This is a genomic window from Olsenella sp. KH1P3 (assembly GCF_900167315.1).
In the GTDB taxonomy this organism is placed as follows: domain Bacteria; phylum Actinomycetota; class Coriobacteriia; order Coriobacteriales; family Atopobiaceae; genus Olsenella_J; species Olsenella_J umbonata_A.
This window is the reverse complement of the sequence record NZ_FUWQ01000004.1, coordinates 147,847-166,971: the sequence shown is the minus strand read 5'-3', so window position 1 is coordinate 166,971 and position 19,125 is coordinate 147,847. Positions and strand designations below refer to the sequence as shown.

At 65.6% G+C, this 19,125-nt stretch carries 13 protein-coding genes; 7 read left to right on the top strand and 6 right to left on the bottom strand.

Annotated features, from left to right (window positions below):
* Positions 1-26: 26 nt before the first annotated feature.
* From B5D13_RS06685 to B5D13_RS06670, 4 genes are all read right to left on the bottom strand, one after another.
* Positions 27-923 carry an energy-coupling factor transporter transmembrane component T gene (locus B5D13_RS06685; RefSeq protein WP_143327759.1) on the bottom strand — a complete coding sequence of 299 codons (897 nt, stop codon included), beginning with the start codon at positions 921-923 and terminating at the stop codon, positions 27-29.
* A gap of 13 nt (positions 924-936) precedes the next feature.
* Positions 937-2,094 (bottom strand): DUF4430 domain-containing protein, encoded by a 1,158-nt coding sequence (locus B5D13_RS06680; RefSeq protein WP_078687543.1) that lies wholly within the window; start codon positions 2,092-2,094, stop codon positions 937-939.
* Positions 2,095-2,096: 2 nt separating this feature from the next.
* Positions 2,097-7,043, bottom strand: a complete 4,947-nt coding sequence (locus B5D13_RS06675; RefSeq protein WP_159444000.1) for a DUF4430 domain-containing protein — start codon at positions 7,041-7,043, stop codon at positions 2,097-2,099.
* Between the two features lie 242 nt (positions 7,044-7,285).
* Positions 7,286-8,323 (bottom strand): LacI family DNA-binding transcriptional regulator, encoded by a 1,038-nt coding sequence (locus tag B5D13_RS06670; protein ID WP_078687541.1) that lies wholly within the window; start codon positions 8,321-8,323, stop codon positions 7,286-7,288.
* A 242-nt stretch (positions 8,324-8,565) separates the two neighbouring features.
* Here B5D13_RS06670 and B5D13_RS06665 point away from each other — a divergent pair, with 242 nt between their 5' ends.
* Complete coding sequence (locus tag B5D13_RS06665) at positions 8,566-9,774, top strand: NADP-dependent isocitrate dehydrogenase (RefSeq protein WP_078687540.1); 1,209 nt, start codon at positions 8,566-8,568, stop codon at positions 9,772-9,774.
* A gap of 24 nt (positions 9,775-9,798) precedes the next feature.
* On the opposite strand, the gene B5D13_RS06660 is transcribed toward B5D13_RS06665, so the two are convergent.
* A complete protein-coding gene (locus B5D13_RS06660; RefSeq protein ID WP_078687539.1) occupies positions 9,799-10,710 on the bottom strand; it encodes a glycerophosphodiester phosphodiesterase family protein in 912 nt (303 codons plus the stop codon).
* A 352-nt stretch (positions 10,711-11,062) separates the two neighbouring features.
* Between B5D13_RS06660 and B5D13_RS06655 the strand changes: the two genes are divergently transcribed.
* From B5D13_RS06655 to nrdG, 5 genes are all read left to right on the top strand, one after another.
* On the top strand, positions 11,063-11,749 hold the full coding sequence (locus B5D13_RS06655) for a MarR family winged helix-turn-helix transcriptional regulator (RefSeq protein WP_078687538.1): 687 nt from the start codon (positions 11,063-11,065) through the stop codon (positions 11,747-11,749).
* Positions 11,750-11,752: 3 nt separating this feature from the next.
* The gene (locus B5D13_RS06650; RefSeq protein ID WP_078687537.1) at positions 11,753-12,322 is read left to right on the top strand and encodes an HD domain-containing protein; all 570 of its coding nucleotides are present in this window, start codon (positions 11,753-11,755) and stop codon (positions 12,320-12,322) included.
* Positions 12,312-13,331: a putative ABC transporter permease gene (locus B5D13_RS06645; protein WP_078687536.1), complete on the top strand. Its 1,020-nt coding sequence runs from the start codon at positions 12,312-12,314 to the stop codon at positions 13,329-13,331. Before B5D13_RS06650 ends, B5D13_RS06645 begins: the two co-directional genes overlap by 11 nt.
* Before the next feature lie 517 nt (positions 13,332-13,848).
* Positions 13,849-16,071, top strand: coding sequence for an anaerobic ribonucleoside-triphosphate reductase (gene nrdD / locus B5D13_RS06640; protein ID WP_078687535.1), 2,223 nt, complete (start codon positions 13,849-13,851; stop codon positions 16,069-16,071).
* 210 nt (positions 16,072-16,281) lie between these two features.
* The gene (gene nrdG / locus B5D13_RS06635; protein WP_078687534.1) at positions 16,282-16,848 is read left to right on the top strand and encodes an anaerobic ribonucleoside-triphosphate reductase activating protein; all 567 of its coding nucleotides are present in this window, start codon (positions 16,282-16,284) and stop codon (positions 16,846-16,848) included.
* 107 nt (positions 16,849-16,955) lie between these two features.
* Here the strand turns inward: nrdG and B5D13_RS06630 are convergent, their stop codons facing one another.
* On the bottom strand, positions 16,956-18,158 hold the full coding sequence (locus B5D13_RS06630; RefSeq protein WP_078687533.1) for a pyridoxal phosphate-dependent aminotransferase: 1,203 nt from the start codon (positions 18,156-18,158) through the stop codon (positions 16,956-16,958).
* Positions 18,159-18,377: 219 nt separating this feature from the next.
* On the opposite strand from B5D13_RS06630, the gene B5D13_RS06625 reads away from it, so the two are divergent.
* On the top strand, positions 18,378-19,094 hold the full coding sequence (locus B5D13_RS06625; protein ID WP_078687532.1) for a nitroreductase family protein: 717 nt from the start codon (positions 18,378-18,380) through the stop codon (positions 19,092-19,094).
* Positions 19,095-19,125: the final 31 nt, after the last annotated feature.

The window sequence follows — 19,125 nt, the reverse complement described above, 5'->3', positions numbered from 1 at the left end:
CTCTGTTGTCAAGCAAGACCCCACGGCTACCCCAATCTGTTCCAGCGAAGGCGCTCCGCCAGCGCAAGGACGCTCGGCAGAGCCATCAGCGCGGCGTAGGGCGCATAGCCCCACCACGGCTCGAGCGTGGGAAGCTGAGGGTAGAACCGCCACTCCCCCACGGCGACGATGGCCAGCACGACGTTTGCGCCGACCATCGCGGCGAGCGCCGATGCATACAAAACGTCACGCGAGCGCAGGAGCTCCGTCCGGTAGTGGCTCCGCGCGGACGTTGCACCCCAACCCCGGGCGCGCATCGCATCTGAGCGCTCAAGTGAGTCCTCCATCGCCCATGACATGAGCATGGTCGAGCTGCGCACGTACGAGCCCAGTCGCGCACGGCCGGACGCGGACGGCTGGCCGCCGCCTCCGGAGGCGGTGCAGGCGTCGAGCGCAGACGCGACCAGCGCGTGGCGCCTCAGCAGCTGCGGAAGCAGCTGGACCGCCATCGAGACCATGGTCCCCACCACAGGAAGGCGCCGCCCCGCCATGCCCATGACGCGATCCTGGGTCAGCACGCAGGTCGCGTTCGAAACCCACTGCAGCATCGAAACGAGCATGCCGCCCATGCACGCCCCGAACGCAAGCGGCTCGAGCTTGAGGGGCAGGGGCCCCAGCCACGCGAGGGTCGTCGCGCCAGAGCGCGAAAAGAGCGGATTGACCAGGCAGACGAGCATCACCAGCGGGGCCTGCCAGGCAAGGCTGCGCCCGACGGCCCGCCACCCGCGGCAGCAGCCCCCGAACAGGAGCGCCCCGACCACGGACAGCAGGACGTAGACGGGCTGCAGCACGAAGATGCCCAGGCCAATGGTGCCGACAAAGTAGACGGCCGGAACCACAAGGTGGACGCCTTCGAAAGCCGTCTGTCCAGAGCGTCTGCCCAACGCAGCCTCCCGCCTACACGTAGTTCCACGCGACGGAGTCGCCGTCGTGAAGCACGTACTCGTCGCTCATCACGCTCGGAAGCGTGCCGTTGACAGTGTAGGTCCACCCGTGCGCGCTGTCCTGCCCGAGCCCGTTGATGGCCGTGACCCAGGTCCCGCTGCCCGTGCGGTTGGCACCGCCCTCCACGGTGGCACCGGTAGCGAGCAGCGCCGCGTAGGCGCTGGTCCCCTTGGGAACGCTCACGCGATGCGAGGCTCCGTTGATGCTGACGGAGACCGTCATGTTGCCCCGCTCAGCAGCCGCCGCGGGCCCGTCGGCGCCGGACGTGGAGGAAACGTCCGCGGAAGCCGCACCAGAACCCGACGCGACGGCCTGCGCAGAGCCGCCCTCGGAGCCGGCCGAGACCGACGACGCGCGACCGACCGCGACCTCGTCTCCGGAAGGCAGCCGGGGCGCGTCGCCCTTGGCGGCCGAGAAGGACACGTCGCCCAAGGCCGCGAAGCACTCGGAATCGATGGCATAGCCGCTCGCCGCCGCCATGACGTCGGCCGTCGCCGCGTCGGACGCAAGGGCGGCCGCACTCGAGGAGTCAAACGACATGACGACCCGCACGACGCCGGACTCGTCCTCCGAGATCCAGGTGACGGTTGCCGCGATCCCGCGCCCGTCAATCCAGCGGGCCAGCGCCGCGGTGCGCCTGGCCGTCGCGTCCACGCGCGCAACAGGCTCGCTGCCGTCTCGCTGCTCGACCCAAACGCCAGCAGAGTTCACGACGACCTGGACGTCCTGGGAGAGCGAGACGTCCTCCCCGTCGCAGCTCAGGTCGCCAAGCGCCGCAAGGACGTCGTCGCGGCCAATGGCGCACCGCGAGCCATCGTCATCCGCGCTGGGAGCCGCGTCCACCGCGGCCTGGGTCGAGGCGGAACCCGAAAGCGGGGCCAAGGGATCCTTCCCCTGCGCATATTGGCTCATCGACCAGGCGCTCAGGGCAATCAGGACGGCGGCAAGGCAAAGCGTCGCCACGCGCGCAGCGCCCAGGCCGCGCCTTCCCCCGGGATCTCGGCTGGGGCCGCCCCCAGCCGAGATCCCCTTTGAGGGGTCACGGCCCTCCGCCAAGGTCCCCCTGTCGCGAGCGGCGGTGTTCGCCGCCTTGAAGTCCGGCTCTGCCATCGCTAGTCCTCCTTACCCTTGCCGAATCCGAGCAGAGAGAACGCCACGGCCGCAACGCCCACGCACACGCCGGCAAGCGGCCAGGCGGGAAGCTTTGCCAAGCCGGCAAGGGGGGTCGCGTCGTCGGCAATGCCCTGGTCGTCGTCCGCACTGGACTCGCTCGTCAGAAGTCCCTCGCCAAGCTGGCCACCCAGGAGGCCGGACTCGCTTGCGTCCAGCAGTCCGCCACCCAACAGGGCGCCCCGCCCCGAGGCAGGCGCGTCCGACGCGAGCGAGAGCTCGCCGCGGGCCGCATGCAGGGGCCCGACGGCGCCATTCGTCACTCCATGCGGGGACTCCGTCGCGCCGCCCCGTTCGGCGTCGCCCGCAGCCCCGTCAGTCGTGCCGGCACCATTGCCCGGCTCGACAGACGGCCCAGGCAGTTCGCTGCCGGCGACAACCTTGAAGAGGCTTCCGGAGTCGTTCACGTAGTACAGGCTGCCGTCGGCCGCCGCAACGACGCTCGACATCGCGTAGTTCTGGCGCGTGGTCTCCGGCCTGAACAGGAGGGTGGCGCACTTCTCCCCCAGCTTGTAGACGTAGATGCCGCCGGGACGGGCGTTGCTCGTGAAGTAGACGTAGGTGCCCGCGCCCCGCCTGGCCACCAGCGGAGCGCTCTTTACGTCGCCCGCGATGGCGCCGTCGGCCGTCGCGGTCACGCTCTGCTCGACCGACAGCGTCTTGGCGTCGATGACGTAGAGGCCACCCGTGCCGCCCACGCGGCTGGAACCCCCGCCCACGTAGACCTTGCCATCCGAGAGCGTCGGGGTGGAGGTGCTCGCCTGGGCGAACCTGACCGAGCCCACGGGCGCGAGCGTGCCATCGACGGCGACGCTCACCTTGTGGAGCACGCCGTCGGTGGTGACCACATAGGCCTCGGAGCCATCGGCGCTCGTCACGACACCCGAGCGAGAGGGGCTTCCCAGCACGAGCTTCGAGACGATCTTCCCGGTCGAGGCGTCGCGCAGCGCAAGCACCCCCGTATCGTCCGCCACGAGGATGCCGGCCCGCACGTTCGCCGCGCCGGACCAGTAGTAGCCCGACCCCTCGGACTCCACGCTCCAGCGCACAGAGCCCGTGGCGAGGTTAATGCTCATGAGGTAGCCACCGAGCGAGGAACCCGTAAACGACGCGGCGGTCGTGCCGAGGTAGTAGTACCCGTCACGCACGAGCGGCGTGGAGATGGACTGCTGGGAAACGCCGCCCGACTGCGGAAGGGCATCGGTCAGCCAAACCGTCACGAGCTTGTCGGCGGTCAGGGCCTGAACGCGGCCGTCATGGAGCGGCACGATCACCAGGCCGTCGGCGTACGCCAGGCGGCAGGTGGACTCGACGTGCTCCGCCAGGTCGGCCTGACTCTTGATGGCACCGGTCGCGGCATCGCGTATCTGCAGCTTGCTGCCGGCAGCAACGTAGACGTCGCCGTTGACGACGATGGGGTCGCTCATCCAGGTGGCCATGCCCGACGCAACGAGGTCCCGTGCCCAGGCGAGGCTGGAGCCCGTGGTGGGCGTGTCGGCCGCACTGGTTCCGGATCCGTCGCTTCCCTTGTAGGCACCCCACTCGGCCTGGTAGTCGGGACGGGGGGCCGAGGGGTCAACCGTTACGTCGCCCTGGGGAAGGCCGGAGCCATAGGCCCCGTAGCACCACTCGATGCGGTCACCCGGCTTGACCACGTAGCTGGAGGCGTACTCACTGGAGAGCTCGCCGTTGATGTAAAACTGCCACCACGACCAGGTTCCGTCGGCAGCCTGCGCGGCACCCAGCGATTGGGTCCCGTTGGGAAGGGTCTGGCCAGCTTCCCGCGAGCTGATGGTGTACATGCCCTCATCGCAGGTCATGCCGTTGCGCTCGAGCGCGATCTTGGTAAGCTCGGCCGCGGTCGTCCCCTCAGGAACGCTGACCTCGCTCTGCCCCACCCAGGAGGTGTACGAGCCCGAGGCGTTGGGTCCGACGACCTTGACCGAGGCTGTGACCTTGTTCTGGTCGGATGGCTGCTCGCCGTAGGCGGAGTACACCCAGCTGACGCTCATGCCATCGGTCAGCTTCACGGCGTCGGCACCTAGGTCGGAGGCCTTGCCGTTCACGAAGAGCTGCCAGTACTTGCCCGTCGTCGCGTCGTAGCCGTAGGTCTTGCCCGTGGTGAGCGACGTGACCGAGTCGAGGTAGAAGCCGTAGGCCGTATCGTAGCTCACGTAGCTGAGCCCGGCCTTTTCGAGCATCGCCTTGGTGAGGTCGGCAACGGTCGAGCCGGCCGGCAGGCTGTAATCCTCTGCGGATGCCCAGACCTCGGGCGCGCCGAAGGAGTCGATGCCCACGACGGAGGCCGTGGCGGCGACGTCGGGCGATTCCTTCTCCGTAGTCCCCAAGACGGTAAGAACCGTCTTGACCTCTCGCCCTGCCAGGGTCTTCAGCTTTGCCTTCAGGGCATCGGAGAGCTGGGGGTCATCCTTGTAGCGATCGTAATACGCACCGTAGCGCTTGCTCCTGAGGTTGGAACGCACTGTGACGCTGGTGTTGTAGGCGGGACGCGTGACGCGCAACGTCTCGTTGCTCACGACGGAGGAGTTGCTCGAGGCGAACGTGCGGCCCTGGTCGCTGGAACCCATGGGGTCGTAGTCGGCGAGGTCGTAGGCGACTATGCCGCTGACCCCGTCGGCTGCAGACCTGGACGAGGCCCATCCGACCCGTCCCAAACCGTCAAGGTAGCCCTCCATGAAGGGATGCAGGTCCGAGGTGACCGCCGCGGGGTCCTGCCCGCCCAAGAGGCGCTCGGGATAGGCGGCGGCGACCTCGTCCATAAGAGAGAGCTCGTCGTCAAGCGCTCCCAGAGAAAGCGGGCGCAGGGTGAGCGAAAGCGTCTTGGAGACGCTGCTCGAGGGGTCGTCCCTAAGCGCAACCGTGCAGGTGATGTCCACCGTCTGGTCGCTTGCCCCAGCAAGGGGGCGCCACACGTTGGCGCGGTATCCACTGATGGTCACGGCCTGGTTGGAGGCCTGGTAGCTCACCTTGACGTCGAAGTCGAGAGAGCGCGTGCCCAGAGTTCGGGTGGTCGGCAGCTGGATGTCGCCCGCCACCGGCTGCGGGTCGAACGCCCCGTCGGAAGAGTTGGAATACGAGAGCGACGCGTAGGCGTAGTTCTGGTCGAGCAGCTGCTGGACCTCGGCAAGGCGATGCTGGCTCAGCTGCGGGTCGCCCTTCACAGTCAGCTGGAAGTCCCTCGTGACGCTGACGTCAGGCATGCCGTAGCGAGAATAGCTGACGATTGCGGTCAGCGTGACGGGCCTGTCCTCGGAGCTCGCCCTGGGCGTCGCCTTGGTCTCGTCGTCCCAGGAGTAGCCGCTGAGCGCCAGGGCGTCCTTGTCGGAGCTACTCCACTCGACCTTCACGCCATCCGCAAGCTTGTTGGGAAGCGAGAACCCCTGCGTCACCGCGGCAGCAGAGTCGCCCTGCGCAAGGGAGAGCCCCATGCCGTCCGCGGCCTCGGAGAGCTCCTGCGACATTGCCTCCTTGTCCCAGTCGAGCTGGACCCACCTGCCCGGCGTATACCAGGCGGTCGCCGTGCCGTAGCCCAGCCTGAAGGTGGGCTTGATCTGGCGCAGGGCCGAGTAGTCGGTCGACACCGTCTTGTCCGACGGGCTCAGCGAGAAGAACGTGACGTCTCCGTTGTGCTCGGAGCCCGTGTCGATGCCGCCCCGCTGCTTGGGATCGGGGTCCGCCGTGTGCGCCACGGACTCCGTGACGACCGTGACGCCCGCGAAGCGCCCGTCCAGGGAGGCGAGCTCCGCGGAGACCATGTCATTCGCGTTGGAGTCGGCGCCATAGGCGGGGCTGGGGCAATAACCGCTGTAGCCGACGCTCTGAAGTGCGGACACGGCATCGGCAAGAAGGGCCTCGTCCTCCTCGCTGCCACGCGCCGCGACCGGGCCCAGCGTCGCAGACTCTACGACGTTGCGCGACTCGGCACTCACCCTGAGGTACTTGCCGACCAGGTCGCTACCGATGGTAAGGGTTCGCCCAGTCGCCCCCGCAATGGGCAGGTAGTTGCCATCCGCAAGGCCTGCAGCCAGCCACTGGTAGCCAACGGAGGCATCGGAGCCGACGCTCTTGGTTCCGCCCCAGCTCGTCGCGACGAACGCGTCCGCGCTGACGGTCTCACCGACCTTGGCAGTTCCGGCGGCGCTCACGCCCGAGAGCTCGGCCTTGCCGTCGGTCACCTGGCCGGTCGCGTACGTGCTCCAGACCTCCTTCGAGGAGCCGCCCGTTCCCGCAAACGTGACCTTGCATGCCAGGTAGAAGCCCGCGTCGGCATCCGTCGCCGCATACGTGCGCGCCGTCGCGCCGTCGATGGGCACATAGCTGTCGTAGCTTCCGCCATACATGGTTTTGCGCACGGTGCCTCGGTACCACTGGAAGGCGTAGTCCGCATACGCGCTCTCGGGCGCGGCCTCCTCCTCGTCGAGGCCCCACTCGTCCTCTTCCAGGCTGTAGACGTTCGCCCTAAGGTTCGCGCCCACCGCTATGCCGGACGAGATGGCGGTCTCGGAGCCCTGCTCGTCAGCAATCTTCAGCGTGCTGGGCTCGACCGCAGCTGACGCAACGGCCAGGGCGCCACTTGCGGGCGACGCGGCCGGGACGGCCGGCGCGGCGCCCTGCGCAGAGGTGGCAGCAGTGACAGGCGCCTCGCCCTTCTTGCCTGCGATACCTTCTGGCGACTCCGCGACAGCGCCCTCGCCGCCCTGTGCGTTCGCGTCCTGCGACGACTCGACCTGCTCGACAGCCGGCTCGCCTGGCGTTGCCTGGGCCGCCTCGGCCCAGGCGGTGCAGGGAAACTGCCCCGCGACCAAGGCAAAGCTCAGCGCCGCAGCTGCGGCGCCACGCGCGACGGAATGCGTTTTTTGGGATGACATGACCGACCCTTCTTGTTCCGACTCTTCCAGAACAGAGGGCAGGCAGGATTGGAAGCCAGGAAGGCAACCACTCTGGCCAGCGCCGCGGCGAGGCGAGCGGACGGCGCGACCGCATCGCCAGCTCCGCATAGGGCCGACCACCTTTTGAGCACAGTACACGCTGATCCGGAGTCGAACCGGAATCCTTTTACCTAGGCCTACGAGCTTTGGACCATGCCCTCATTATTTTAGCTGGCATGATTCTAACAGCACGAACGGCGAGATGAGGCGCGCGGCACAAGTTCTACGGGCACGGTCTCGCACAATCCGCACGCTCCCTCCTCCCCCGCGATCATCGCGAGCATGAGCGAGGCGGCGCGCTCCCCCATGAGCAGGGGGTTCTGGCGCACCGTTGTCAGCGGAGGCCTGCCGAAGCGGGCAATAAGGATGTCGTCGTGCCCGACCACCGCAACGTCCTCCGGAACGTGCAGCCCATGGTCGCGCAGGGCTTCGAGGGCGCCCATGGCCAGGCGGTCCGTCTGGCAGAACATGCCGTCGAACGGAATGTCACCGGCAAGCAGGCGCTCCGTCGCCGCATACCCCTCGTCGAAGCCCGTGGCCTTGGGGCAGATGACCAGCCTTGGGTCGAGCGCGAGACCGCGCCGCCCAAGCTCCGTCTCGAAGCTCTCCGTGCGACGAGTCCCCACCGGGTCGTGGCGGGTGGCCGAGACGAGCGCGAGGGACCTGCAGCCGCCCGAGATCAACTCGTCTGCGGCAAGGCGTCCGCTCTCCCGGTTGTCGGAGCACACGAACGCGCAGACAGAGCCGCGCTCGAGCGCGGCCCTCTGGCTTTCGGGCGCCGCATCGATCAGCACCACGGGAACGGACGAGTCGAGGGCGCCACGCACGTCCACGGTCGGATTGGAGCAGACCACCCCCGAGACGCGCTGGGCCGCAAGCTGCGCGTGGCTCGCGCGCTCCATCTGGGCGCAGTGGTTGGTGTTGTAGATGCTCAGCGAGTAGCCCGCCTCGAAGAAGCGCTCCTGAAGGGACAGGATGAGCGTCGAGAAGAACTCGTTCGAGATGTTGGGAACGACCACGCCGATGGCGCTGGTGCGGTCTTGGCGAAGCCCCTTGGCCATCTGGTTGGGACGGTAGTCGAACTTCTTTATGGCCGCGCGCACACGCTGCTCCGTCGCCTTCGAGAAGCGGCCGTTCTGGTTGATGACGCGCGACACGGTGGCCACCGAGACGCCCGCCTCCCGCGCGATGTCGCGCACCGTCGCCCTCTTGCCAGCCATCGTGCCCCGCCCTTCTCACCCCATGGTCCCACGACCTCGTCCGATGCGGCAGCATGGTCGTGGGTAACGGTTACCCACAGAAGAGAATACCAGCAACGCGGCGCGCAGCTCCTCTCGTTAGCATTGCGCTACGAATTGTCCCAACCGTAGGCAAGTCGCGCCCACCCAGCTAAACTAGGGAACGTTTGGCACAATCGGGCTCGGCTCAGCCGACCGACCCAACGCTTGGGAGTTGATAGCGCATGGCAAAGATCCAGATGAAGACCCCGCTGGTCGAGATGGACGGCGACGAGATGACCCGCATCATCTGGCAGATGATCAAAGACGAGCTCATCTGCCCCTACATCGACCTTAAGAGCGAGTACTACGACCTGGGGCTCGAGAACCGCGAGGCCACCAAGGACCAGGTGACCGCCGACTCCGCCGAGGCCACCAAGAAGTACGGCGTGGCCGTCAAGTGCGCGACCATCACCCCCAACGCGCAGCGCGTCGAGGAGTACAACCTGAGCCAGATGTGGAAGAGCCCCAACGGCACCATCCGCGCCATGCTCGACGGCACCGTCTTCCGCGCGCCCATCGTGGTCAAGGGCATCGACCCCGTCGTCCGCAACTGGACCAAGCCCATCACCATCGCGCGTCACGCCTACGGCGACGTCTACAAGAACGCCGAGATCCGCGTGCCGGGCGCCGGCAAGGCCGAACTTGTCTTCACAGCAGAGGACGGCACCGAGACCCGCGAGCTCATCCACGACTTCACGGACGCCGGCGTCATCCAGGGAATGCACAACCTGGACGATTCCATCGAGAGCTTCGCGCGCAGCTGCTTCGAGTACGCGCTCGCGACCAAGCAGGACCTGTGGTTCGCCACCAAGGACACCATCAGCAAGAAGTACGACCACCGCTTCAAGGACGTCTTCGCCGAGGTGTTCGAGGCTGACTACAAGGCGCGCTTCGACGAGGCGGGCATCGAGTACTTCTACACGCTGATCGACGACGCCGTCGCGCGCGTCATGAAGTCCTCGGGCGGCTTCATCTGGGCCTGCAAGAACTACGACGGCGACGTGATGAGCGACATGCTCTCGTCCGCCTTCGGCAGCCTGGCAATGATGACCTCCGTGCTCGTCTCGCCCCACGGCTACTACGAGTACGAGGCCGCCCACGGCACCGTCCAGCGCCACTACTACAAGCACCTCAGGGGAGAAGAGACTTCCACCAACTCCGTCGCGACGATCTTCGCGTGGACGGGTGCCCTGCGCAAGCGCGGCGAGCTGGACGGGACTCCCGAGCTCTGCGCGTTTGCGGACCGTCTGGAGAAGGCGACCGTCGCCACGATCGAGTCCGGAAAGATGACCGGAGACCTGGCGCGCATCACCTCGCTGGAGAACCCCACCAAGCTCAATACGCGTGACTTCATTCTTGCCATCCGCGAGACCATGGACCAGCTGGTCTAGCCGCCAGTTGGCGGCGGCAGCTCGCTAGCAAGTCGGGTCGGGGAGGAAGCCCTCGAAGATGGCGACTCCTCCCTCGGCCTCGCACTCACGCAGGTCTGCCTCGGTCCGGATGGTCCAATAGACCGGCTTCGCTCCCATGGGGCCGACGACCATTCGGACAACGGGCAGCTTGCGGTCCTCAAAGCGATACGCGATGAAGTCCGGGCGCGCGGCATGGTTGCCCGTGAGCATGGTCCGGGCGAAGCGGACGGGCAGGGCCAGGGCCTTCCCGTGGCGGACGTCGTAGGCAAGGCGCCCGCGAATGACCTCCGGGCGATGCCAGCGCAGGCGCGAGAGCACGTAGAGGTCAAAGCTCTGAATGCAGAACGACACGCAGTGGCGGTCGAGCGCCTCCATCACAAGGTCCGTCAGACGCTTGAAGTTGCCGTTTGCGGTCTTGATCTCGACTATCACCGGAGTGGCAACGCCGCTTCCGTCGACGTCGAGCTCATCCAGCTCGTTCTTGGGCCCCTCGTAGTCGAAGACCGAGATGGCCTCCTCGAAGGTGGGGATGCGCTCGTCGGTCCCACCAAGGCGCAGCGCGCGAACCTGGTCGAGCGTCATGTCCTCGATGGCCCCCGAGACGCCGCACATGCGTGTGGTGTCCGCGTCATGAAAGACCACGAGCTGATCGTCCTTGGTGAGGCGCACGTCCATCTCGGCGCCGAAGCCGTTGTCGCGCGCGCGCTCGAAGGCCGCCAGGGAGTTCTCGGGCACGCCCGTCACGCGGCCGTGAAGGCCCCTGTGCGCATAGCGATAGCGCTTCATCCGCGCCCAGCGGGCATCCACGTGGGAGTCGCCCACGCGCGGCGCGACAGCACCAAGGGTCGACGCCCCCAGCAGGGCGGCTCCGCCGATGACTGCAGCGGCCGCAGCCGCGGTCCTCTTCTCGCCCATTACGGTCTCCCTACCCCAATCGAGCGCTCTCACGGTTGAGAGCGAAGGCCCCCTCGGGGGAAACTATCACAGGTATACCCTCTTTCCTCCTTCCCTTCCGACGGCAAGGCACGGGCAAGCCGCTCGTCCCTCTTTACGCATCGCTCGCCAGAGAAGACGCGTCCGTCTACGTGCCATTTGCTTCGTCATTAGTGACATATATCCGCGTAGTATTTATATGCTCCCCCACGTTGGCTCAAATGTAGGCAACTAGCTGGCAGATGATGGTATGATTGCGTTGCAAATCGCACGCGATTAGTACGCCCGCCGAGGCCACAGGCGTCGCGAAACTACACGAGGAGGGGAATCTGCCATGGCAGACTGGAAGGAAGCCCTGAGCCACTACCCCGGCTACAGCCCTGACGACCCGAGGGAGAACGGCGCCACGACGGATGCCGACGAGGCCGCTCCCGCGCCCCTGGCCGACCGCGCCGATGCAGGCCAGGCTCCAGCAAGTCCGGCAGAGCCCGCCGGGGACCCGTTCGAGGTCAAGGCGCAAGGCATCTATACCGAGCCCGAGAGTGCCTGGCGTGAGGAGCCGGCAGAGGTCGCGCCGCGCCGCGACCTCTCCGGAGACCCCCTGGCGCTCCAGAACCAGATCTGTTTCCCGCTCTACGCGGCGTCAAAGGAGCTCACCCGCAGGTACAAGCCCTTCCTCGACCCCCTGGGCCTCACCTACACCCAATACGTCACCATGATGGCCCTCTGGGAGCAGGACCGCGTGAGCGTCAGCGCCCTGGGCAGGCAGCTCTTCCTCGACTCCGCAACCCTCACGCCGCTGCTCAAGCGGCTCGAGTCGCACGGCTACCTGACGCGCGAGCGCTCCCGCCAGGACGAGCGCTCGGTCATCATCACCCTGACCCAGGCGGGGCGGGCCCTGCGCAACCGGGCGATCGACGTCCCGCGCTGCGTCTGCGACACCATCAACCTGGACCCTGAGGACCTCGCCCAGCTGAAGGCCCTTATCGACAAGCTCCTCATGTCCTTCTCGGAGGAATAATCAATGCACCAAGCCTCACGGCCCGCCGCCCGAAAGGAGGGCGATCGCCCGCTGCCGCGACGACGGATCGACGCGGCAGCGACGCCCAACCAGCTCATCGAGAAATACTGCTCTGACATCCTGACCTCCCCCGGCATGTCCATCGAGAGCCAATGCATCCAGCACGGCGACACCACGGTGCTCGAGCACTCTGCCGCGGTCACGGCCTGCTGCGCGCTCATCGCAAGGGCCCTGCGCGTCCCCGTGGACGAGCGGGCCCTGATGCGCGGCGCTCTTCTCCACGACTACTTCCTCTACGACTGGCACGTCTACGACCCCAGCCACAGGCTCCACGGCTTCACGCACCCCGGCCGCGCCTGCAAGAACGCGATCCGCGACTTCGGCGTGGGACGGCGCGAGCAGTCGATGATCAGGCATCACATGTTCCCCCTCACGCCCACGCCGCCCACCTGTCGCGAGGGTGCCATCCTGTGCGTCGCCGACAAGATCGTCGCCACCAGGGAGACCGTCCACGGCTTCGCCCTCAAGCTGCGCGCACGCCAAAGGTCGAGGGAGGAGAGAAATGCCCGATAGCATTACGTCCGGAGCCATCGTCGTACGAGAGCTCCCGTTTGGCCCCGACGGGCTCGCCACGCTGTGGCTGCTCTTCTTCGGCTACTGCTTCCTGGGCTGGTGCGCGGAGTCGGCCTACTGCTCCGTGCTAGAGCGCAAGCTGGTCAACCGCGGCTTCCTCAATGGTCCCTACCTGCCCATCTATGGATCGGGCGCGCTCCTGGGACTCCTTCTTATGCAAGATGTCCAGTGCGTCGCCGTACTGTTCCTGGTCGGAGGCGCCCTTTCCTGCGCGCTCGAGTTCGCCACTTCGTGGGTCATGGAGAAGGCCTACCACGCCAGGTGGTGGGACTACTCGCATCTGCCGCTCAACCTCGACGGGCGCGTATGGGTCGGCGGCTTCTTCGAGTTTGGCGTCGGGGTCGTGCTGGTGGCCAAAGTCGCGCAGCCGCTGCTCTCGGTCCCCCTTCTGCTCATGTCGCAGCCCGCGCGCGCGACGCTCGCGGCGCTCACCGCGCTCACGTTCTTCGCGGACCTAGCCGTCACGCACGTCGGCCTGAGCGGCTTCCGTTCCAAGATGGACGACCTGGTTGGCTCCATGCGCAGCCGCGCCTTCGCCCTTGCCCAGTGGGCGCCCGCCATACCGCACGTGCCCTCTCCCTCCGACGCGATGGACGCGTTGAGCGGCTACATCCCCTCGCGCTCCGACATCGCCTCGCTGGTCGGCTGGGAGCGCATCCGCGAGCTTTCGCTGGGCCGCCGACTGGGAGCCGCCCGTCGCAGCCTGAGCAGGCACATGCCCGACGTGTCGCTGCCGCGGATCAACATGCCCGTCCCCAAGATCGAGCTGTCCGCCCTCATCGACGCGGCCCGCAACGCCCAGGGCGAAGTGGCCGAGCACTTCTCGTCCGCCCTCAACGCGCAGGAGAAGCGCATCCTCGGCGCCTTTCCCAGTCTGAGGCCCTCTGAGTACCAGAGCATGATCGACGACCTCTACGACGCCTACAGGAAGCATGCCGGGCGCCAGTAGGACGCGTCGCCGAGCGGCCATGCGCGGCGTCTAATTTGAGGGCGATTTGTGCGCACGAATTTGGCGATGTGTCAGCGCTCATCGCATCTACCAGCGGCTTTGAAATTCCTGTTCAAAGGCACAATTCAACTACCTGCGCGTATGTCCAGAATATGGAATGGAACACATCTCTCCGGCGCTTGGCTATGGTCTACTAGGCGTTTTTCCGCTCACGGAAATGCCACCCAAATTTGTCAGATTATTTTTTCTGTCAGATTGCGCGACAGATATGCCACGTGTCGTTCTTGCTACCTGCGCCAATGCATGTGACAAATTCGCTTTTATGTAAAGATTTGAGAATGTCAAACAATATCTAGGGGTTTTCTCACAAGCAGACCACAAGAGATTGTGTCATATTCATATCGCACACTAAACGCAGCCAATCAGGAGCTAGGTCCCTGGCGTGCCATGCGGTGCGTCTTTTTTTGGCCAAACCGCGCCTGCGGCTGTAGGCAACAACCAACTGGAGGATCAGATCATGAAGATCATTAAGCGAAACGGCTCAGAGGCAACATTCGACCTGAACAAGATCGAGAACGCCATCAAGGCCGCCAATGCCGAGGTCCCCACCGAAGAGAAGCTGACCGACCGCGAGGTAACCTTCGCATCGCTCAACGTCGAGGATGCCTGCAAGGCCTCCGGCCACACGGTCACCGTCGAGGAGGTCCAGGACCTCGTCGAGGATCAGCTGATGGCGCTCGACCGCTTCGAGGTTGCACGCAAGTACATCATCTACCGCTACGTCCAGAACCAGAAGCGCCAGAAGAACACCACCGACGACAAGATCCTCTCGCTCATCGAGTCCAACAACGAAGAGGTCAAGCAGGAGAACTCCAACAAGAACCCCACCGTCGTCTCGGTCCAGCGCGACTACATGGCCGGCGAGGTCTCCAAGGACCTCGCGATGCGCGAGCTGCTGCCCGCCGAGGTCGTCGACGCCCACAACGAGGGCATCATCCACTTCCACGACGCTGACTACTTCGCGCAGCACATGCACAACTGCGACCTCGTGAACCTCGAGGACATGCTGCAGAACGGCACCGTCATCTCGGGCACCATGATCGAGAAGCCCCACTCCTTCTCGACCGCGTGCAACATCGCCACACAGATCATCGCCCAGGTCGCGTCCTGCCAGTACGGCGGACAGTCCATCTCGCTCGCCCACCTCGCTCCCTTCGTAGACATCTCGCGCAAGAAGATCCGTCGCCAGGTCTTCGCAGAGATGGAGGAGATCGACGCCCACCCCGGCACCGAGAAGATCGACCAGATCGTCGAGAAGCGTCTGCGCGACGAGGTCTCCCGCGGCGTCCAGACCATCCAGTACCAGGTCGTCACTCTCATGACCACCAACGGTCAGGCGCCCTTCATCACCGTCTTCATGTACCTCAACGAGGCCAAGAACGAGCAGGAGAAGAAGGACCTCGCCCTCGTAATCGAGGAGATGCTCAAGCAGCGCTACCAGGGCGTCAAGAACGAGGCCGGCGTCTGGATCACGCCCGCCTTCCCGAAGCTCATCTACGTGCTCGAGGAGGACAACGTCAGCGCCGACTCCCCGTATTTCTACCTCACCAAGCTCGCCGCCAAGTGCACCGCCAAGCGCATGGTCCCGGACTACATCTCTGAGAAGAAGATGAAGGAGTACAAGCTCTCGAAGGGCGAGACCGAGGGCGCGGGCGACGTCTACACCTGCATGGGATGCCGCTCCTTCCTGACCCCCGACCGTTCCGGCAACGGCTTCGACAACGTCGCCAACGCAAAGAACTGGGAGCCAGGCAAGCCCAAGTACTACGGTCGCTTCAACCAGGGCGTCGTCACCATCAACCTGCCCGACGTCGCGCTGTCCGCCGACGGTAACTTCGACAAGTTCTGGCAGATCTTCGACGAGCGCCTCGAGCTCTGCCACAAGGCCCTGCGCTGCCGCCACGAGCGCCTTCTGGGCACCACCTCTGACGCTGCCCCGATTCTCTGGCAGTACGGCGCCCTCGCACGCCTCGAGAAGGGCGAGAAGATCGACAAGCTCCTCTACGGCGGCTACTCCACCATCAGCTTGGGCTACGCGGGCCTCTACGAGTGCGTCAAGGCCATGACCGGCCACAGCCACACCGACCCCGAGGCAACCGACTTCGCGCTCTCCGTCATGCAGCACATGAACGACATGTGCGCCAAGTGGAAGGAGGCCGAGAACATCGACTACTCCCTCTACGGCACGCCGCTGGAGTCCACCACCTACAAGTTCGCCAAGGCCCTCCAGCGCCGTTTCGGCATCATCAAGGGCATCACGGACAAGGGCTACATCACCAACAGCTACCACGTCCACGTGACCGAGAAGATCGACGCCTTCACCAAGCTGCAGTTCGAGAGCAAGTTCCAGCGTCTCTCCCCCGGCGGCGCAATCTCCTACGTCGAGGTCCCCAACATGCAGGACAACCTCGAGGCCGTCATCAAGGTCATGCAGTTCATCTACGACAACATCATGTACGCCGAGCTCAACACCAAGAGCGACTACTGCCAGGTGTGCGGCTACGACGGCGAAATCAGGATCGTCGAGGATGACGGCAAGCTGGTCTGGGAGTGTCCCAACTGCCACAACCGCGACCAGTCCAAGATGAACGTCGCACGACGCACCTGCGGCTACATCGGCACCCAGTTCTGGAACCAGGGCCGTACGCAGGAGATCAAGGACCGCGTCCTTCACCTGTAAGAGCCAACGCAGAGAGAGCCGAGCCCTTCCGTGCTAGGATTACTTGCACCGCAAGAACCCATGCGCGGGAGGGCTCGGCTTTTTTGCGACCGTTACGACCGTTGCGCACAATCCGGCGCCGGCAAGGCACCGAGACCGAGCGCAACGCCCTTCTCGCAGGCCAGCGTCTTGGCGGAGCGCCGTCGCGCAGGGGACCCAGGGAGGCAAGCCATGAACTACGCAACCATCAAGTACTGCGACATCGCAAACGGCACGGGTGTGCGCACCTCGCTCTTCGTCAGCGGCTGCCGCCTGCACTGCCCCGGCTGCTTCAACTACGAGGCCTGGGACTTCGACGCGGGCGAGGAGTTCACGCCCGCAGTCGAGGATCAGATCGTCGAGAGTCTGCGCCCCGTCTATATCGACGGCCTCACCATCCTGGGCGGCGAACCCTTCGAGCCCGAGAACCAGGCGGGCCTGGTCGACTTCGTCGAGCGCGTGCGCACGGAGTTTCCCGAGAAGAGCATCTGGATGTTCTCGGGACACACCTGGGATCAGCTGACCCAGGGCAAGTGGCACACGGACGTCACCGACCGCATCCTGTCATGCGTCGACGTGCTCGTTGACGGACCGTGGCAGCAGCAGAACTACGACATCACCCTGCGGTTCCGTGGATCCTCCAACCAGCGCCTGATAGACGTCCCCAGCACCCTCGAGGCGCACACGGCAGGCGAGCTTGGGGGCAACGAGGTGATCCTCTGGGAGGACGACCCCGTCTTCAGCACCCACACGATGTAGGCGGCGAGGCCCTGCGGCCACGGAGTCGGTGAATCCGCCAAGGTCTTCAGAGCCCACACAACGTAGGCAACGAGGCCCCACGGAGCGTCCGCGGGCCTCGACCCTTATTACCACTGGTAGCCACCATATGAGTCGTACAGACGCTTGAATGCGGGCAGGCTCGTGCGAATGCACTCGTCAGACACGCAGTAGCTCAGGCGGAAGTAGCCCTTTGCGGCGAAGTCGTCGGAGCCGACCACGTAGAGCCGCTCCTCGTTCGCCGCACGCTCCTGAAAGGCGTCGTCATCCGGTTCGAGCGCACGCACCCACAGGTAGAACGCACCGTCGGGATGTACCACCTCGTAGCCGATCTTGGTCAGTCCGTCGAAGAGCAGAGCTCTCTTGCGCGCGTACTCCTCTACGGGGGCCGGCAGGTCGACGCAGCGCTCGATCACGCGGCAGAACAGGCTGTTGCAGATGGAGTTGACCACGCGCTGCGCACCCAGGATGGCATCGTAGACGCGTCCCGCGTGCCTCACCGTGCTTGGCACCCAAACGTAGCCCACGCGCTCGCCGGCAAGCGAGAGCGACTTGGACCAGCTGTAGCACACGATGGTGTTCTCGTAGTACTGCGCCACCCACGGACACTGCTTGCCGTCATACACGATCTCGCGATAGGGCTCGTCGGAAAGCAGGTAGATGGTCTGCCCCAGCTCCTTCGACTTGCGACGCAGGAGCTCGCCCAACTTCTTGAGGGACTCCTCCGTGTAGATGGCGCCCGTCGGGTTGTTGGGCGTGTTGATGATGACCATGCGCGTGGTGGGGACGATGGCGCGCTCGATGGCGTCCAGGTCCAGCTGAAAGGTCTCAGGCAGCGTCGGCACCTCGACGCAGCGGCAGTTCCACGCCTGGATGTACATGCGGTACTCGGCAAAGTAGGGAACGGGGACGATGACGTCCTCGCCGGCCGTGGTGACCGCCGCGATGGTCGAGGTGATGGCCCCCGCGCAGCCGCCGGTCATAGCGATCTCGCTGGCGCGGGCATGCGCGTTGAAGCGACGGTTGAGGTTTGCGGCAACGGCCTGGCGCGTGGTCAGCCAGCCGTTGTTGGGCGGATAGCCATGCACGTCAATCGGGTCATACTCCTCAAGCACCTCGCGGATGGCCTCGTTCACCTCGGGCGGCGCCGAGACGTAGGGATTGCCGATGGAGTAGTCCCAGAAGTCGGTCACTCCCTGTTGGCGCAGCTCGGTCGTCTGCTCGTAGACCGTCCTGATCGCAGACTTGCCCGCACCGTAGTCATACATCCTCGAGTCGACACCGTCAGCCATCCTGTCCCCTTCCGTCGGTCCCCTCGGTTCCCTCTTCCGGTAGACAGTGTGGCAATCCGGCGTTACGCGCCGAAATATAAGTTGTTTCCTCTACGGTGACGAAGCGTTTCTCGTCTGCGTCATCCGTCGCGACCCAGCGAGAGGCGCGATTCCCGCAGCCCATACCAAATGGAAGGCGTAGACTCGTCAAAAAGGTATCTACGAGAAGGACGTGCCAACATGCCCCACAGCAGCATCCTGGACGAAAGCCGAATCGACGAGGCCATCGCCGCTCGCCACTCGGTAAGGCAGTTCACGAGCAAGCCCATCGAGGGCGCGGTGCGCGAGCGACTCGAGGGGGCCGTGGCGTCCGTCAACGAGCAGGGCGGCCTGAACATCCAGCTAGCCTGCGACGAAGCCGAGGCCTTCTCGTCCTTCCTGAGCCACTACGGCAAGTTCGACAACGTCCGGAACTACCTCGCGCTCGTGGCCCCCAAGGACGGCGACGGGGCCGAGCTCTGCGGCTACTACGGCGAGCAGCTGGTCCTCCTGGCACAGCAGCTCGGGCTCAACAGCTGCTGGGTGGGCGGCACCTTCAGCAAGCGCAAGACGCGGTGCGCGGTAGCCAAGGGCCAGAGGCTGCTAGGCACCATCGCGCTAGGCTACGGCATCTCGCAGGGCACCCCCAGCAAGTCTAAGGGCATATCGGAGCTGTGCGCCACCCACGGGTTCGCGATGCCCGACTGGTTCCAGCGCGGCATGGAGGCCGCACGCCTGGCGCCGACCGCCTTCAACCGGCAGAGGTTCGTGTTCACCCTAAGCAAAGACCAGACCGAGGTAACGGCCAGCTCCGCCGGCGCCATGGCCGCGGTCAACCTGGGAATCGCGGAGTGCCACTTCGAGCTCGCCTCGGGCCACAGCGTCTCGGGCTCGGCGATGGAGCGCCGCAAGGCCTAGTCGTCACTGGCGGCCGACCCATATGCCGGCG

Coding starts and splice junctions, on each gene's coding strand:
- B5D13_RS06680 (WP_078687543.1), bottom strand. CDS start 2,094: ATGGCAGAGCCGGACTTCAAGGCGGCGAACACCGCCGCTCGCGACAGG.
- B5D13_RS06675 (WP_159444000.1), bottom strand. CDS start 7,043: ATGTCATCCCAAAAAACGCATTCCGTCGCGCGTGGCGCCGCAGCTGCG.
- B5D13_RS06670 (WP_078687541.1), bottom strand. CDS start 8,323: ATGGCTGGCAAGAGGGCGACGGTGCGCGACATCGCGCGGGAGGCGGGC.
- B5D13_RS06665 (WP_078687540.1), top strand. CDS start 8,566: ATGGCAAAGATCCAGATGAAGACCCCGCTGGTCGAGATGGACGGCGAC.
- B5D13_RS06660 (WP_078687539.1), bottom strand. CDS start 10,710: ATGGGCGAGAAGAGGACCGCGGCTGCGGCCGCTGCAGTCATCGGCGGA.
- B5D13_RS06655 (WP_078687538.1), top strand. CDS start 11,063: ATGGCAGACTGGAAGGAAGCCCTGAGCCACTACCCCGGCTACAGCCCT.
- B5D13_RS06650 (WP_078687537.1), top strand. CDS start 11,753: ATGCACCAAGCCTCACGGCCCGCCGCCCGAAAGGAGGGCGATCGCCCG.
- B5D13_RS06645 (WP_078687536.1), top strand. CDS start 12,312: ATGCCCGATAGCATTACGTCCGGAGCCATCGTCGTACGAGAGCTCCCG.
- nrdD (WP_078687535.1), top strand. CDS start 13,849: ATGAAGATCATTAAGCGAAACGGCTCAGAGGCAACATTCGACCTGAAC.
- nrdG (WP_078687534.1), top strand. CDS start 16,282: ATGAACTACGCAACCATCAAGTACTGCGACATCGCAAACGGCACGGGT.
- B5D13_RS06630 (WP_078687533.1), bottom strand. CDS start 18,158: ATGGCTGACGGTGTCGACTCGAGGATGTATGACTACGGTGCGGGCAAG.
- B5D13_RS06625 (WP_078687532.1), top strand. CDS start 18,378: ATGCCCCACAGCAGCATCCTGGACGAAAGCCGAATCGACGAGGCCATC.